The sequence below is a fragment of the Saccharopolyspora sp. NPDC049357 genome, assembly GCF_040677225.1.
Taxonomy (GTDB): Bacteria; Actinomycetota; Actinomycetes; order Mycobacteriales; family Pseudonocardiaceae; genus Saccharopolyspora.
In genome coordinates this window covers 129,049-143,599 of sequence record NZ_JBFAQJ010000001.1, presented here as the reverse complement: position 1 = coordinate 143,599, position 14,551 = coordinate 129,049, and the positions used below count along the sequence as shown (strand labels likewise).

Below are 14,551 nucleotides of genomic sequence, written 5' to 3'. Positions count from 1 at the left end.
TCCACGGTGAAGTGGGGAGGCGCGCGGTGAGACGTCCGCGAACTGCAGTTCTGGGTGCTCGCCACTGGCACGTGCCCCTGTACCTCGACGCCTGGGGCGACACGCACGACGTGGTGGCGGTCCAGGACGAGGAGCCGGACCAGATCATGGATCTCGCCCGGGGTCTCGACGCACCGGTGCACCGGGAGATCGAGGCCGCTCTCGACGCGGGGCCGCTGGATGTGGCTTATGTCTTCGGCCCGCACGACCGCATGGTCGACACGTGCATGGCGTTGATCGAGCGCGGCGTGGCGTTCGTGGTCGAGAAGCCGGGCGGCTTGGGCTCTGACGATCTGAAGCGGGTCCGGGAAGCGGCGGCCTCAGCAGGTGTCGCGGCGACCGTTCCGTTCGTTCAACGTGGCGGCCCGGTGGATCACGCCCTGTCTCTGGCCGGCACCCCGACGTACTACCGCGCGAGCTTCGTGGCCGGCCCGCCTGAGCGTTATCGGGAGGCGGGCTGTTCGTGGATGCTCCAGCCCGGCCGGTCCGGTGGTGGGTGCCTGGTCAATCTCGCGCCGCACTTCGTCGATCTCTTCCTCAAGCGCAGTGGCGCCCGGCACGTTGAGCTCGTGGAGGCTCGTCTTTCGGCGAGCCTGCACGGTGCCGACGTCGAGGACCACGCCACCCTGCTGCTGGCAGGTGACGACGGCAGCGAGGCGATCATCGAGGTCGGCTACGCCTTCCCGGCGAGCCCCGCCAAGCGGTACTGCTCCTACACCAGCGTCGGCACCGGGGGATTCGTCGAGGTGGCCACCTCAGGTCACGTCTCCTTCACGCGCGCCTCCGACGGTGTCAGCGAGCCGAGCGTCATCGACGTCGACAGCGACCCGCTGTACGACTCGTTCGTCCGGCGAGTGGCCGACACCTGGGAAGACGACTTCGCCGGGCTGCCGAGCTTGGCCGACCTCGGCGACACAATGGAGCTCATCTGGGCCGCTTATCGGCGGTCCTCCGTTCCGTCCGAGGAGGTCAGCCTTGGCTGAGATGAGCATTGACGACGTGGCCGCGCGAGCGGGGGTCCACCGTTCCACGGTTTCCCGCGCGTTCTCCCGGCCGGAAGCGGTGAACCCGACGACTCGGCAGCGCATCCTGGAAGTCGCTGAGAGCCTGGGTTACCGGATGAGCCCGTTGGCCCAAGCACTGCGCCGCAAGACGAGCAACCTGGTTCCGCTGATCGTCCCGGACATCACCAATCCCTTCTACGGCGAGCTGGCCAAGACCATGGCGACGGCCGCGGCCGAGAAGGGCTACCAGTTGGTGTTGTGCGTGACCGGCGGCGAGGTGGCGCAGACGAACGCGTACCTGACGGCGCTGCAAGGGATGTACGCGCCTTTCGGGATCGTCGCACCGTCGACCAGTGTGGACTTGGACGAGCTGCGAAGCGTCGCGCTCGGCAGCAGAGTCGTGGTCGTCGACCGCGTCGACAAGGCCGATGTGCCGACCGTGACGGTCGACAGCGCGGAAGGGATCGCCCTCGCCGTGGACCACCTGCGCGGCTTGGGTCACCGGCGCATCGCCTACGTCTCCGGCATCTCCGGGACCTACACGTCCAGGGACAGGTTGGCTGCCTACGAAGGGCTGGCCGCGAAGCTGGAGATGCCGGCGATGATCCTGGACGCGGGTACGGGTCCCGAGGTGGGGGAGCGGGCCGCTGAGCTCTTCGTGGACATGGCGCACGAGGAGCGTCCGACGGCGGTGATCGCGGCCAACGACATGGTCGCGTTCGCGCTCATCTCCTCCCTGGGCGCACGAGGCGTGTCCGTCCCGGACGACGTGTCGGTGATGGGCTTCGACGGCCTGGAACTCGGCTCGCGGTCCAACCCGCGGTTGACCACGGTGCGCCAGCCCATCGCCGACATGGGCGCCATCGCGATCGACCTGGCCGAACAGCTCCTCAACGACGGGGAAGCGCGACATGTCGTGCTCACACCGGATCTGCTGATCCGCGCGTCTACTGCGGAGGTACCTCGATGAGCCTTCCCCACGGGTTCCGGTACGCCGACCACGTCGGTTTCACGGTGCCCGACCTCGCTGAGGCGGTCACCTTCTTCGTGGAGGCGCTCGGCGCCGAGGAGCTCTACCGTTCGGCGCGAGGGCCGGATCCCGACTTCATGCCCGAGCACTTCGAGGTTCCAGCCGATGCTCGTCTGGAACTGGTCATGTTGCGCATGCCGCCGAACCTCAACGTGGAGCTGTTCCAGTGGCACAGCGAAGAACAACGGCGGGAATTCCCGCGGCACTGCGATTTCGGCGGCCACCACCTGTGTTTCGCGGTGGAGGACGTGGACGAAGCCATCACGCATCTCGAGGCCCACGGTGCCCGCGTGTTGGGCGGCACCAAGGAGGTCGGTCCGGACAGCCCTGTCGTCGCTGGAAACCGGTGGACCTACCTGCAGGCTCCGTGGGGTCTGCTCCTCGAACTGGTCGACCGCTCCCGCGTGCAGAACTCGCCGCCTTTGGTGGGGCCCGCTGACTGGACCGACCCATCTCTGACTGGAAAGGACTTGTAGTGCGCATCGCTGGCCATACCCTGGGCACACCCGAGCAATCCGTGCCCGAGGCACTCGCACTCTTCGCCGCCGCGGGTTTGGATGGCGCGGAGGTCATCTATCAAGACGGCTACCGCAGTGGGCTACCGGTCGGGGACGATGGCGCCGCGGCCGAGGTAGCACGGGTGGCGGACGATCTCGGCGTACCGGTGGTGGGCCTGGCCCCCTACACCACGGGGATCAACCACGCGGATCCAGCGCAACGCCGCGCCGCGATCGATGAGCTGCGAGCGGCGGTGGACTGCGCTCATCGAGTGGGCGCGACCCGGATCCGGGTGTACGCAGGCTCCTGGGCGCCCGATCGGAGCGATCACGCCGGGCATTGGGAGCGCCTGCGCTCGGCGCTGTTGGAACTGGCGCCTCGTGCCGCCGACGCCGGAGTGGCCTTGTGCGTGGAGAACCACTTCGGAACCATGACGCAATCGGCCAGGGAGACAGCCCGGCTGGTGCGTGAGGTGAACTCGCCCGCGGTCCGGGTGCTCTACGACCAGGCCAACCTCACCTTCACCCACGACGAAGCCTGGCCCGAGGCGCTGCGAGAGCAGGGCGACCTGATCGGGCACGTCCACGTCAAGGACCTCGTCTTCACCGATCCGAACGCGCCCTTCGTCGCTTCCGAGACCGCCCGGGTGAAGGCCGACGAGCGAGCAGTGCGCTCCCGCGTCGTGGGTGAGGGGATTCTGCCCTGGGCGCACATCCTGCACGCCCTCGAGCAGCAGGGCTACGGCGACGTCCTGAGCCTGGAGTACGAGTACCGCTGGCACCCCCAGGACCTCCCCGATCCCGCGGAGGGATTCGCCCGCTCGGCACGCGCGCTGCGTTCACTCGCTGACGAGGCGTCCGGGCTCGTAGGAGCGGAGGAGCCGCGATGAGTCGGACGCCCTTGCGCGTCGGTGTGGTCGGTGCCGGCAACATCGCCCACATCGCGCAGTTGCCCACCCTGGTGGAGCGAGACGACGTCGTGCTCGACGCCTTGGTGTCTCGGCGCGAGGATCCGTCCGAACTGGTCCGCCGATGGGGATTCACCACGGCGGTTCCCGCGGTGGAGCAAGCGCTCGAACGCGACTTGGACGCGTTGTTCGTCCTGACCCCGCGCTCGGAGCACGTGCACGGAGTCAGCCGCGCGTTGGAGGCCGGTGTCGACGTCTTCTGCGAGAAACCTCTCGCCACCGAGACCAAGGAGGCGGAACGCCTCGCCGACCTCGCCGACGAGCGCGAGCGCGTGCTGATGGTCGGGCTCAACCGCCGGTTCGCGCCGACCTACGTCGCCGCCCGTCAGCAGTTCGGGGACACCGGCGCCTCCTTCTGCGTGGCGCAGAAGAACCGTCGTGGCAGCGAATACCGCGCGACCTTCGAGAACGCCATTCACATGGTTGATCTCCTGCGCTGGTTCTGCCCGGGCGAACCGGTCGACGTCTCCGCCCACGCCGCCGGTGACGACCCGTGGCAGGAGGACGGCGTTTCCGCCTTGGTGCGGTTCGCCGGTGGCGGCACGGGTGTCCTGATGGCGGCTCGGAACGCGGGTTCGTGGGCGGAGAAGCTCGATGCCTACGGCGCGGAGCGCACCGCCGAGGTGGTGGCGCCGGACACGGTCACCCTGACCGAGGACGGCGTGAGCACCCGGCGCTCGATGAGCCCGGAGGCCTTCGGCTGGGCCACGGCCACGAACACCTTCGGATTCGCCGCCGCCGTCCACCACTTCCTCGACCGGGTGCGCGACCGTGCCGCACCGCTGACCTCGGGACGCGAGGCCGCGCGCACGCAGGCGCTGCTCGACCGCATCCTGCACTCCGCCGGGCTTCCCACGGAAGAGCAGGAGGGCCGGACGTGGTCCAGCCATGCGACTCGCTGAACCCCAGGAACCTTGCCCTGCTTCCTCGTCGCAGTGGTCGACGCTAGGAGGTCGGTTTCCGGACAGGGGTGCAGAAACCCCTCGACATCAGATCTCGCCGCGGTCCGTCCCGCACTGACCGCCGACCGTTTGCAGACCTATCCCTCATCTGACCGAGGAGCGCTCAATGGCGAACGCACGAAGAATGACCTCACAGGAGCCCCCGTTGAACACCAGCAAGCCGGGCGGCACGCCTCGCCGTAGGCCGTTCAACGTGTTGGCGGGCACCATCGGCCACTTCGTCGAGTGGTACGACTGGTACATCTACGGCCTTCTGGCCGCCGTCTTCGCGAGCCAGATCTTCCCCGGCGGCACGGCACTCACGTCACTGGTGAGCGCCCTGATCACCTATGCGGTCGGGTTCGTGGTGCGGCCGCTGAGCGGCATCATCATCTCGCCGCTGGCAGACCGCTACGGCCGACGCGCGGTCCTGGCTACCACCATCGGGGGCATGGCCCTCGGCAGCCTGATCATCGCGGTCACGCCGCCGTTCGCCGTCATCGGCTACTTCGCCCCGCTGCTGTTCCTGTTCGCCCGCGTCCTGCAAGGGATCTCGGCAGGCAGCGAGATCCAGAGCGCCATCGCCTACATGGTGGAGAACGGCTCAACCGATCGGCGTGGGCTGTTCGGGTCCTTGTCCAACATGGCCAGCGGTATGGCGACGCTGGCCGCCACCGGCGTCGCTGCGATCGTGACCACGACGCTGGACAGTCATGACCTGCAGACGTGGGGCTGGCGCATCCCGTTCGCCATCGGCGGCGCTCTCGGTCTGGTCGGTCTGCTGCTGCGATCGAAGGCCGACGAATCCCCGGAGTTCGAAGCCGCTGTCGAGGGATCCCCGGCCGGAAACAAACCGGCCCGGTCGCGGCTGCGAGAACTGCTGCGCAATCACCCCAAGGCTCTGCTGCAAACCGCGGCCCTGTCGGCACCGGCCGTCGCCTACTACACCTGGGCGACCTTCCTGCCCACCTACGCGAACCTGACCTCAGGGCGCGAGCTGGGCTCCACCTTGACCGGAAACGTCATCGGCTTGGGCCTGCTGGTCATCATCGTCCCGCTGTGCGGAGCTCTGTCCGACAAGATCGGACGGCGCAAGCCCTTCCCGATCATCGGAGCCGCCGGCATGGTCGTGCTCTTCTACCCGATGCTGACGCTGTTGCAACAGCCCGGATTCGGCGTGTACGTGCTGGTGACCGCCTCCGGTTGGGTGGTGCTGGCGATCTGGCAGGCCGTGTACCCGACGATCCAGGCCGATCTGTTCCCCGCTGAAGTGCGCGTGTCCGGCATCGGTGTGGCCCACCAGCTCGTGATCGCCGTCCTCGGCGGCACCGCCCCGCTCATCGCCAGTGCCTTCGTCGACGCGGGACACCCGCTGGGCGTGGCGGTGTACATGACCGTTGTGGTCCTGCTTTGCCTCGTCGTGTACGTGACATTGCCGGAAACGGGCACCGCCAGGACGCAGGATTCCACGTCGAAGGAGGACACCCCGTGACCACTCCGTCCCGGGTCGCGCTGGTCACCGGCTCCAGCGGAGGTATCGGAGCGGCCACCGCCGAACGCCTGCACGCATCGGGCGCAGTGGTGATCGGCTGCGACCGCGCAGCACCGGTCAGCCGTCCACAGTGGCTCGCCGACTTCCGCGAGCTCGACATCACCGACGAACAGGCCGTGCGAGCCACCGTGGCCGGGATCCGGGAGGACTACGGGTCGATCGACGTCCTGGTGCACGCCGCCGGAATCCTCGGCGACGAGCCGGACCTGCTCACGACGCCGAGCTCCGAGTTCGCCCGGGTGATGGCGATCAACGCCACGGGAGCCTTCTCCGTGCTGCGCGAAGTCGGTCTAGTCATGCGCGAGCAGCGCTCCGGATCCATCGTCGCAGTGGCCTCGATCGCCGCGAAGGAGGCGCGTCACGCCTACGTGCCGTACAACGCCAGCAAAGCGGCCGTGCTCAACGTGTGCTGGTCACTGGCCCTGACGCTCGGCCCCGACAACGTCTCGGTCAACTGCGTGTGCCCCGGACCGGTCAACACCGCCATGTGGGACCAGCTCGCCACCCGCGCTGGCGAAGGCGAACCCGACGGGGACCAACGAGCCCGCCAAGCCCGGGCCGCGCAGATCCCGATGGGCCGGTTCGCCGAGCCTGCGGAAGTGGCGGAAACCATCGCCTTCCTCAGCGCCCCGGCGAACCGGTACCTGACCGGTCTGACGCTCGACGTCGCCGGCGGCGCCCGGCTGGGAATGGGCAGCTGACCGAGGTCTGGTGACGCAGGGTGTCCCGCCGTCCCGTCTGGTGAGAGGGTTTCCGCAGGTAAGGGCCTGCGGAACCCTCTCAACCCGAACTCGGTGCCACCGTGCGTCGCAGCGGTGAACGAGGTCGACCTCGGTTCCGCGCCCACGCCAACCATTCCCGGTCATTCGATCGACCAGGACCTCCACGAGGTGGTCACGCCGCTGAGGCGGATGCCGGGTGGTCGATGAGGTCGAAAACCGCGGCGACGACGGTTTCGGGGCTGTCTTCGGGGAGCAGGTGGCTGGCCTCGGGCACGGCGTGGAAGGTCGCGTGGGGAATGCGATCGGCCAGGTCGCGGCCCCTCTCGATGGGGATCCAGGTGTCGTGCTCGCCCCAGAGGATCGTCACGGGGCAGCGGATCTCGGCGTAGCGGTCTTGGATCTCGTCGGTGTGCCGGTCGTCCATCTGGGCGATTTGGCGGTAGAACGCGGGCTGGCCCACCTCGCCGAGCCATGGCTGGAGGTAGCGGCTCATCTCGTGCTCGGAGAGCGTGCGGTGCACAGCGCCGGAGATGTAGGCGCGCACGACCGCTTCGTGGATGTAGCCGGGCAGCTCGACGAACGCGTCGGTGTGCTCACGTGCGGTCTGCACCAGCGCGGAGCCGTGAGGGCTCAGCGCAACGGGGTCGATCAGCGTCAAGGTGCGGTAGTCCCGGTCGTCGAGCAGGTGGGTGCGCAAAGCGGTGGTGCCACCGAAGTCGTGGGCGACGACGTCGGGCCGGTCGAGACCCCAGTGATCGAGCAGGGCGGTGAACAGCTGGTTCTGCACGGCCAGGGAGACGTCCTGGCCGTGCTGCTTGTGGGAGCGGCCGTAGCCGAGCAGGTCGAAGTAGTAAACCCGGCGGTGAGACGCGAGATGTGGCGCGATGCGCCGCCACACCACCGAGGAGAACGGTGTGCCGTGCAGCAGGACCAGCGGCTCGCCTGCGCCCATTGTTCCGTAGCGGACTTCCTGGTCGCGGAAGTCGAACTTCCCGGTCAGGTCCCAGTCGGTGGATTCGGATGCCCTCACAGCAACTAACCCCTTTTTGTCGAAGTCTGGTTAGTGCATTAGGATTGGGGCTGTGCGGCGCACTGTCAACCCTGTTGCCGATCCGAGGAGGGAACGATGACGACGTGGCCGGAGGCGTGCTTCGTCGGCGGCGATCCCGTGCTCGACTTCGTCAACACCGCCGGTGGTCGCACGAAGGCGCGCGACGCCGAGCGCTTGAACCGGTTCGCGGACGCTCTCGAGTGGGCGCACGCGTGCGGTGTGCTCGACCGGGCGGAGCGGGACCAGCTGGTCGCGCGAGCTGACCGGGACCCGGTCGAGTCGGAGCGTGCGCTCGACGAGCTGCGCGAGCAGAGGGAGGCGCTGCACGCCTTCCTGCTCGCCGGTGTCGAGGGCGTCGAGTGCGACGCAGCGGTCCGGCAGCGGGTCCACTCGGACATCACGGCGGCTCACCGCGAGGCCGAACTGTCCGAGCGCTTCCTCGCTCAACCGGCGTGGGTCGTCGACATCACCGCCGCCGGTGCGCGGCTGCTGTCGCGACGGTTGGCGCTGGCCGCCGCGAGACTTCTGGCCAGCGATCGGCGTGCGGAGCTCAACGTCTGCGGCCGGTGCTCGTGGCTGTTCCTCGATCCGTCACCCACCCGCCGGCGGCGCTGGTGCTCCATGGCGACCTGCGGCAACCGCGCCAAGGCTCAGCGTCACCAGAAGCGTTGAGCGGTCACGGAGACCGCCGTGATGAGCGAAGTTCAGCCAGCCCGCTACCTCGGTCCGGGCTGACACCCCGGCTGCCCGATCGGGGTTGCAGAACATGGTTCGACGAGCGTGATCTCCGGCCGCGGGATGAAGAGCCGCTGGTCGATCAGGTCGGTGTTGCGCAGCACCGCGTCGCGGAACGTCAGCTCCGGGATTCCGATGAGGCCGAGGTCGATGTCGGGCAGCGTCTGCGGGTTGAGCCGAACGCGGACGAGCGGTAGCCCTGCGATCGTCAACGTGCCGACGAGCTCGACGATGTAGATGTCGAATTCGTCCACTTCGGACTGGCCGTCCGGGCCCGCGCGGAGGAGCAGGTTGCGACCGTTGCCGAGCGCGCCGCGCAGGACGAGATCGTCGATGCGGGCCTTGTCGATGGTGAAGTGCAGGGTGGTGACCTGCCGCCCCCGGACTTCCCGCTCGGCGTGTCCTCGGTAGTGGATGCCGCGCAACGTCAGTTCGCTCGACGTCAGCGTCCAGACCCGTGCCGGGCCGGGCTCGACGCTGGGCTCCTCGCCGGGCAGCACGATCGGCAGCGGCGAGCCCGACAGCAGTGGCCCGAGCAGGGACAGCGCCGTGTCGAGCAGGCCCCGGTCTTGGTCCGGCGGCGCAGCCGGTGGCGGGGGTTGCGGCGGTGTCGAGGGGGGCGGTTCGGTCGTCGGTGCCGACGAGGTCGGGGGTGACGACGTCTGGGGTGGTGGGGTGTGCGTCGGCGGGGGCGTCGTCGACGAGCTGGGCGGCGGCGGTGGTGGCTGCTCCGGCGTGCCCAGCAGCAGCCCAGCCACCTCCGAGAGCAATCCGCCCGAGTCGTCCGGGGGCTGCGGGCGGGTCGTGGCCCCGAGCAGCAGAACGGTCGTGACCAAGGCGATAGCCGTGCGCAGTGCGCGCGAGCCCCCACTCCCGCGGGGGAAGTGCGTCACCGATCGTCCTCCTGGCGGGCGGCCGGTTGCCAGGAAAGCCCCAGGGCGCCACCGGCCACCCCGAGCAGGGTGCCGATGAGGAACCCGCCCAGGTTCGCGGCGACGAGCGCCAGCAGCGACACCACCATCACGAGGACGCTGACGGGAATGCGGGTCGCCGGGCGCAGCCAGTGAGCCAGCCCGCACATGACCAACACGACCCCGAGCACTGTCGCCGAGACGCCGCCGAGCGTCTTGAGGGCCACCACCGCGTCCCCGAACCTCAGGGTGCCGTAGGGCGGGGTCATGATGGCGATGCCGGCCAGCTCGGTGAGCACACCCGCCCAGAACGGCCTGGTGTACCGCCACTCCCGGAACCGGGCGATCGCGCGCTGCTGCCCGTCGGGGCCGTCCGCTCGCGCTGTCGTGTCCCCCGGATCGTCAGGCGCAGCCTTCACGCCCCACCTCCGTGTTGATCGCGAACTGCCCGAGCTGGAGCGTCCCGGCGGTGATCGAGCGGCCGGTCAGCCGCACCTGTTCGAGCGCGATGGTGCCGGACTGGATGCCGAACGCACCGGCCGGCCCGGCCAGGCCGGGCAATCGGTCCAGGGTGCCGGCGTCCCGCCCGATCTCGGCGTCGGTCAGCGTCAGCGATTGGCCGTTGGCGTTCTCCACCGCGATCAGCAGGTTCTGCGCGTTCACCTCTCCCGAGGTGATGGCGAAGTTGGCTTCGCCGACGACCGGGAGCCCGGTGGCCACGAACGACAGGCAGAGGTCGTTGATCCTGGCGTCGCCGAAGCCGATGTCGAGGACGGGGAAAGCGGCGTCCCGGCTCTGGTCGGCCGTGCCGAACAGCACCGCTGACTGGGACTGGAGCCGGTTGACCGTGCCGTCGAACGGCAGCCCGGCAACCGTGAAGGTCGCCGCCAACGCCCCTTGCACGAGCCCGACCAGCAGCAACGCCACGCACGCCAGCCCCACCAGAAGCGCCAGCGCGAACCTCCGCCAGCGAGTGCGACCTCGCTCCATCGCCATCCGCCCGCCCAACGTCCCAGTGGTGCAAACCACCGGGATTTTACTCCGAACGGCGTAGCTGCTGCTCGGTCGACGCGGCAATGCGAATGTTTTGGCCCGTTCGGGGCACGGGCGGGCGCCGGGGGGACGTAGTCGCGCAGCCTTGCGACGGACGCCAGGTCGGCTCGATCGGCGACGCCATGATCAATGCTTTGATCCGGTGGCAAGCGGCAGCGGGGGCGATGGCGGCCTCAGACCCTCACCGCCGCGAGCGAACGCTTAGCTGCGTTTTCCGAGTGCTGAATCAGGGGCGTCAGTTCGAGTCCGTTTGGGTCAGTGCTGCGAGGGCGTTCCGAACGCCCTGTTCGAGGATGGCGTCGGAGAGCTCCCGGTCGGCCAGGGTGCGGGCGAGCTGGAGCGTTCCGATGAGCGTGGCGAAGGCGTTGAGCGTCTTCACGCGTGCGGAGTGCGGGTCGTCCGGTGCGAGGCGCGCGGCGATGTCGTCGGCGATGTCCAGCAGGCCGTCGGTGTAGGCCTGCTTGACGGTGTCGTCGCAGCGCGCGATCTCGTCGAGCAGGGCTGCGGACGGGCAGCCCTGCTCGGGGGCGTCGCGATGCCCGGGCGAGAGGTAGTCGCGGATGAACTGCTCGATCCCGGCCCTGTCCGGCGCCTGCTCGCGGAGCTGGGTTCGCTGTTGCGCCAGCTGTTCGGTGACGGCGGCCGCGACGAGTTCGTCCTTGGACGCGAAGTGGGTGTAGAAGGCGCCGTTGGTCAGTCCCGCGTCCTTCATGAGCGTGGCGACGCCGGCGCCGTCGATGCCGTCCTGCTTGAACCGGCGGCCGGAGGCTTCGATGATCCTGCGCCGCGTGGCTTCCTTGTGCTCTTTTCCGTACCGCACCCCGTGCTCCTCCGCGCGCTCCATGACCTGTGGCCCGCTGCCGACGGTCCGTGCTAGCTTGGTGACATTACGATCGTAATCCAATGCTGGCCGGGCCGCACCAACGCACCTGAGAGTGCGCAACCGCGAGGAGAGGGATGTCATGAGCACGTACTTGGCGGACGGAGCTGAAGACCTCGTGGTGGAGGGTCGCTCGGCGCGCTTCACCTACCGGCGGTTGGGTCCGCGGGGCGGTGTCCCGCTGGTCCTGTTGAACCGGTTCCGCGGCACCATCGACTGGTGGGACCCGGAGTTCGTGGACCGCCTGGCCGACGGGCATGACGTGATCATGTTCGACAACGTCGGCATCGGCTACACCACCGGCGAGCCGCGGGACTCCGTCGAGGAATTCGCCGACGGCGCTGTCGATTTCGTCGAGGCGCTGGGACTGTCGCAGGTCGACCTGCTCGGCTGGTCCCTGGGTGGCGTGGTGGCCCAGCACGTGGCGCTGCGTCGGCCGGAACTCGTCCGCAGGTTCGTCGTGGCGGGCAGCGGTTCGGGCATGACGCCCGACATGCCCGAGATGGCCAGCCGGGTTCTGGAGATCATGGCCAAGCCCGATGCCGACGAGGACGATCTGCTCTACCTGTTCTACCCCGAGACCGACGCGGCTCGCGCCGCGGGCGCAGAGCACTTGGCGAAGGTGTCGAAGCGACTGGCCGCAGGTGGCCCGGCGGTGTCGGAGATCGCGGCGAACCGCCAGCTGGAGGCGATCGGCAAGGCGTGGTCGGTTCCGTGGGAGCAGGTGCGGGCCAACCTGGAGACGATCGAGCAGCCCGTCCTCTACGCCAACGGCATGCACGACGTGATGGTTCCGGCCCAGGCGTCCTACCTCGCCGTCGAACACCTCGACTCCGCGGTGCTCGTGCTCTACAGCGATGCCGGGCACGCCTTCTTGTTCCAGCACGCCAAGGCATTCGCCCGCCAGGTGGCGGACTTCCTCGCCGACTGATCGTGCCGCTGAAGACCTGTGGAAAGGACTTGCTCGTGACCTCATTGCGCGACCCGCTGACCTTGCCGTGCGGCCAGGTGCTGCCCAACCGGATCATGAAGGCCGCGTTGAGCGAAGCACTCGGCACCAAGCAGAACGCTCCGGACGAGCGGCTGGAACGGCTGTACACGACCTGGAGCCAGGGCGGCTACGGACTTCTGATCACCGGCAACGTCATGATCGACCGGGCCCAGCTCGGGGAACCGGGCAACGTGGTGATCGAGGACGAACGCGATCTCGCAGCCCTGACCCGCTGGGCAAAAACCACCCACGATGCGGGTGTTCCGATCTGGGTTCAGCTCAACCACCCGGGGCGGCAGGCGAATCCGCTGGCGCTCGGGCACACCCCGGTGGCGCCCAGTGCGATCCCGGTCAACCTTCCCGGTGCGACCACGCCTCGTGAGCTGACGCAGGGGGAGATCGAGGACATCATCGAGCGCTTCGCCAATTCCGCGGCGGTGTGCGAGGCGGCGGGATTCGACGGTGTGCAGGTGCACGCGGCCCACGGTTACCTGGTCGCGCAGTTCCTGTCGCCGTTGTCGAACCAGCGCGACGACGACTGGGGTGGCGATCCGCAGCGGCGGATGCGTTTCGTGCTGGAGGTCGTGCGCCGGATCCGGTCTCGGGTGTCGCCGGGTTTCGCGCTGGGGATCAAGCTCAACTCGGCGGACTTCCAGCGCGGGGGGTTCACCGAGGAGGAGTCCCGCGATGTCGTGGCCGCGTTGGCGGGTGAAGGCCTCGACCTGATCGAGATCAGCGGTGGGAGCTACGAGCAACCGGCCATGATGGGCACGGCAGCGGCCAGCACGCGTGCTCGCGAGGCCTACTTCCTGGAGTACGCCCGCACGGTTCGCGGACTCGCAGGTGACATCCCGCTGGCCGTCACCGGCGGTTTCCGGTCCAGGGACGGCATGCAGACGGCGGTCCACACCGGAGAGTGCGACGTCGTCGGCCTCGGCCGCCCCACGGCGACCACACCTGACGCCGCAGACGTGATCCTCGCGAATCGAGCTGATGCGCTCAGCACGCGCAGCCTGCGCTTCGGCATGCGCGGTGTCCTGGGCAGGGTCGCTGATCTCAAGTCGCTCGACGGAATGCTGGACCTGGGTTGGCACGCCGACCAGCTTCACCGCATGGGCGCCGGTCGTGCGCCCGACCTGGATCGAGGTCGCCTCGCCACGGTGCTCGCCCTGGTCCGCCGCAACGGCCGCGCCTCGTTGCGCCCTCAGCGCAGAGGCGCTCGTTGATCGCGCACGAGAAGTGAGAACGTCCTACAGCGAACGAGGGAAAACCCCATGGCCACTTCCGACGACGACTCGGTGATCACCTCCTACGCCGACGCCCCATCCCGCACGATCACCACAGGGGATGTCACCTTCGCCTACCGCGAGCTCGGTCCGAAGGGCGGCGTTCCGGTCGTGCTGTTCGTCCACCTGGCCGCGACGCTGGACAACTGGGACCCCCGCGTGGTCGACGCCGTGGCGCGGGGCCACCACGTCATCGCCTTCGACCAGCGCGGCGTGGGAGCCTCCACCGGCACCGCACCCACCACGGTCGAGGCGATGGCCGACGACGCCTACGCCTTCCTGACCGCCCTGGGCCTGGAGAAGATCGACGTCCTGTCGTTCTCCCTGGGCGGGTTCGTGGCCCAGGTGCTCGTCGAGCGGCATCCCGACCTCATCCGCAGGCTCATCATGACCGGGACCGGACCGCGGGGCGGCAAGGGCATCGCCAAGGTCCCGGCGGTGACCTTCTACGACACGATCCGCGCCACCCTCACCCGGTCCGATCCCAAGGAGTTCCTGTTCTTCAACCGCAACCCCGAAGGCAAGCGCGCCGGTCGGGCGTTCATCGAGCGCCTCGGGGATCGCACGGTCGACCGCGATGACCCGATCTCGGTGCGGGCCTTCGTGAACCAGCTCAAGGCGATCACCCGCTGGGGGCTCGCAACACCGACCGACCTGTCGAAGATCACCCAGCCGACGCTGATCGCCAACGGCGACAACGACCGGATGGTTCCCTCGGCGCTGTCCCACGACCTCCAGCACCGGATCCCCGGGTCCGAGCTGATCATCTACCCGGACTCCGGGCATGGCGGGGTGTTCCAGCACCACGACGAATTCGCCCGCACAGCCGTCGAATTCCTCGACCGGTAGCGCCCAGCGTCTAGTCCTGCCGGGGGAGTTGGGCGATCTCGG

General features: G+C 68.8%; 16 protein-coding genes. 11 read left to right on the top strand and 5 right to left on the bottom strand.

Going from position 1 to position 14,551, the window contains the following annotated elements; genetic code table 11:
• Positions 1 to 26 precede the first annotated feature (26 nt).
• The 7 genes from AB0J91_RS00665 (at position 27) to AB0J91_RS00635 (ending at position 6,732) form a co-directional block, all read left to right on the top strand.
• Complete coding sequence (locus AB0J91_RS00665) at positions 27 to 1,022, top strand: Gfo/Idh/MocA family oxidoreductase (RefSeq protein WP_363862452.1); 996 nt, start codon at positions 27 to 29, stop codon at positions 1,020 to 1,022.
• Between the two features lies 1 nt (position 1,023).
• Positions 1,024 to 2,013, top strand: a complete 990-nt coding sequence (locus AB0J91_RS00660) for a LacI family DNA-binding transcriptional regulator (RefSeq protein WP_363862449.1) — start codon at positions 1,024 to 1,026, stop codon at positions 2,011 to 2,013.
• Positions 2,010 to 2,549 (top strand): VOC family protein, encoded by a 540-nt coding sequence (locus AB0J91_RS00655; RefSeq protein WP_363862446.1) that lies wholly within the window; start codon positions 2,010 to 2,012, stop codon positions 2,547 to 2,549. Before AB0J91_RS00660 ends, AB0J91_RS00655 begins: the two co-directional genes overlap by 4 nt.
• On the top strand, positions 2,549 to 3,460 hold the full coding sequence (locus AB0J91_RS00650) for a sugar phosphate isomerase/epimerase family protein (protein WP_363862443.1): 912 nt from the start codon (positions 2,549 to 2,551) through the stop codon (positions 3,458 to 3,460). Before AB0J91_RS00655 ends, AB0J91_RS00650 begins: the two co-directional genes overlap by 1 nt.
• Positions 3,457 to 4,440: a Gfo/Idh/MocA family oxidoreductase gene (locus AB0J91_RS00645; RefSeq protein WP_363862440.1), complete on the top strand. Its 984-nt coding sequence runs from the start codon at positions 3,457 to 3,459 to the stop codon at positions 4,438 to 4,440. The genes AB0J91_RS00650 and AB0J91_RS00645 overlap by 4 nt, the downstream gene beginning before the upstream one ends.
• Before the next feature lie 205 nt (positions 4,441 to 4,645).
• Positions 4,646 to 5,971: an MFS transporter gene (locus tag AB0J91_RS00640; RefSeq protein ID WP_363862438.1), complete on the top strand. Its 1,326-nt coding sequence runs from the start codon at positions 4,646 to 4,648 to the stop codon at positions 5,969 to 5,971.
• Positions 5,968 to 6,732 carry an SDR family oxidoreductase gene (locus AB0J91_RS00635; RefSeq protein ID WP_363862435.1) on the top strand — a complete coding sequence of 255 codons (765 nt, stop codon included), beginning with the start codon at positions 5,968 to 5,970 and terminating at the stop codon, positions 6,730 to 6,732. Before AB0J91_RS00640 ends, AB0J91_RS00635 begins: the two co-directional genes overlap by 4 nt.
• Positions 6,733 to 6,925: 193 nt before the next feature.
• Here AB0J91_RS00635 and AB0J91_RS00630 read toward each other — a convergent pair whose 3' ends face one another.
• Positions 6,926 to 7,783, bottom strand: coding sequence for an alpha/beta hydrolase (locus AB0J91_RS00630; protein ID WP_363862432.1), 858 nt, complete (start codon positions 7,781 to 7,783; stop codon positions 6,926 to 6,928).
• A 96-nt stretch (positions 7,784 to 7,879) separates the two neighbouring features.
• On the opposite strand from AB0J91_RS00630, the gene AB0J91_RS00625 reads away from it, so the two are divergent.
• Positions 7,880 to 8,476: a CGNR zinc finger domain-containing protein gene (locus AB0J91_RS00625; RefSeq protein WP_363862429.1), complete on the top strand. Its 597-nt coding sequence runs from the start codon at positions 7,880 to 7,882 to the stop codon at positions 8,474 to 8,476.
• A gap of 44 nt (positions 8,477 to 8,520) precedes the next feature.
• Here AB0J91_RS00625 and AB0J91_RS00620 read toward each other — a convergent pair whose 3' ends face one another.
• The 4 genes from AB0J91_RS00620 to AB0J91_RS00605 all read right to left on the bottom strand — a co-directional run bounded on the left by AB0J91_RS00620 (position 8,521) and on the right by AB0J91_RS00605 (position 11,323).
• Positions 8,521 to 9,375: a hypothetical protein gene (locus tag AB0J91_RS00620; RefSeq protein WP_363862426.1), complete on the bottom strand. Its 855-nt coding sequence runs from the start codon at positions 9,373 to 9,375 to the stop codon at positions 8,521 to 8,523.
• A 53-nt stretch (positions 9,376 to 9,428) separates the two neighbouring features.
• Positions 9,429 to 9,869, bottom strand: coding sequence for a DUF6114 domain-containing protein (locus AB0J91_RS00615; protein WP_363862423.1), 441 nt, complete (start codon positions 9,867 to 9,869; stop codon positions 9,429 to 9,431).
• Positions 9,853 to 10,440: a DUF6230 family protein gene (locus tag AB0J91_RS00610; protein ID WP_363862420.1), complete on the bottom strand. Its 588-nt coding sequence runs from the start codon at positions 10,438 to 10,440 to the stop codon at positions 9,853 to 9,855. Before AB0J91_RS00610 ends, AB0J91_RS00615 begins: the two co-directional genes overlap by 17 nt.
• A gap of 298 nt (positions 10,441 to 10,738) precedes the next feature.
• The gene (locus tag AB0J91_RS00605; protein ID WP_363862417.1) at positions 10,739 to 11,323 is read right to left on the bottom strand and encodes a TetR/AcrR family transcriptional regulator; all 585 of its coding nucleotides are present in this window, start codon (positions 11,321 to 11,323) and stop codon (positions 10,739 to 10,741) included.
• Between the two features lie 142 nt (positions 11,324 to 11,465).
• On the opposite strand from AB0J91_RS00605, the gene AB0J91_RS00600 reads away from it, so the two are divergent.
• From AB0J91_RS00600 to AB0J91_RS00590, 3 genes are read left to right on the top strand one after another with little or no spacing between them, the layout of a single operon-like run.
• Positions 11,466 to 12,314: an alpha/beta hydrolase gene (locus AB0J91_RS00600; protein ID WP_363862414.1), complete on the top strand. Its 849-nt coding sequence runs from the start codon at positions 11,466 to 11,468 to the stop codon at positions 12,312 to 12,314.
• 35 nt (positions 12,315 to 12,349) lie between these two features.
• Entirely contained in the window at positions 12,350 to 13,600 is a 1,251-nt protein-coding gene (locus tag AB0J91_RS00595; RefSeq protein WP_363862411.1) for an NADH:flavin oxidoreductase/NADH oxidase family protein, read from the top strand.
• 48 nt (positions 13,601 to 13,648) lie between these two features.
• Entirely contained in the window at positions 13,649 to 14,509 is an 861-nt protein-coding gene (locus AB0J91_RS00590) for an alpha/beta hydrolase (RefSeq protein ID WP_363862408.1), read from the top strand.
• Positions 14,510 to 14,551 lie beyond the last annotated feature (42 nt).

Bases quoted from the DNA above. Each gene is read 5' to 3' on its own strand.
- AB0J91_RS00660 (WP_363862449.1), top strand. From the start codon at position 1,024: ATGAGCATTGACGACGTGGCCGCGCGAGCGGGGGTCCACCGTTCCACG.
- AB0J91_RS00655 (WP_363862446.1), top strand. From the start codon at position 2,010: ATGAGCCTTCCCCACGGGTTCCGGTACGCCGACCACGTCGGTTTCACG.
- AB0J91_RS00645 (WP_363862440.1), top strand. From the start codon at position 3,457: ATGAGTCGGACGCCCTTGCGCGTCGGTGTGGTCGGTGCCGGCAACATC.
- AB0J91_RS00625 (WP_363862429.1), top strand. From the start codon at position 7,880: ATGACGACGTGGCCGGAGGCGTGCTTCGTCGGCGGCGATCCCGTGCTC.
- AB0J91_RS00610 (WP_363862420.1), bottom strand. From the start codon at position 10,440: ATGGAGCGAGGTCGCACTCGCTGGCGGAGGTTCGCGCTGGCGCTTCTG.
- AB0J91_RS00600 (WP_363862414.1), top strand. From the start codon at position 11,466: ATGAGCACGTACTTGGCGGACGGAGCTGAAGACCTCGTGGTGGAGGGT.
- AB0J91_RS00590 (WP_363862408.1), top strand. From the start codon at position 13,649: ATGGCCACTTCCGACGACGACTCGGTGATCACCTCCTACGCCGACGCC.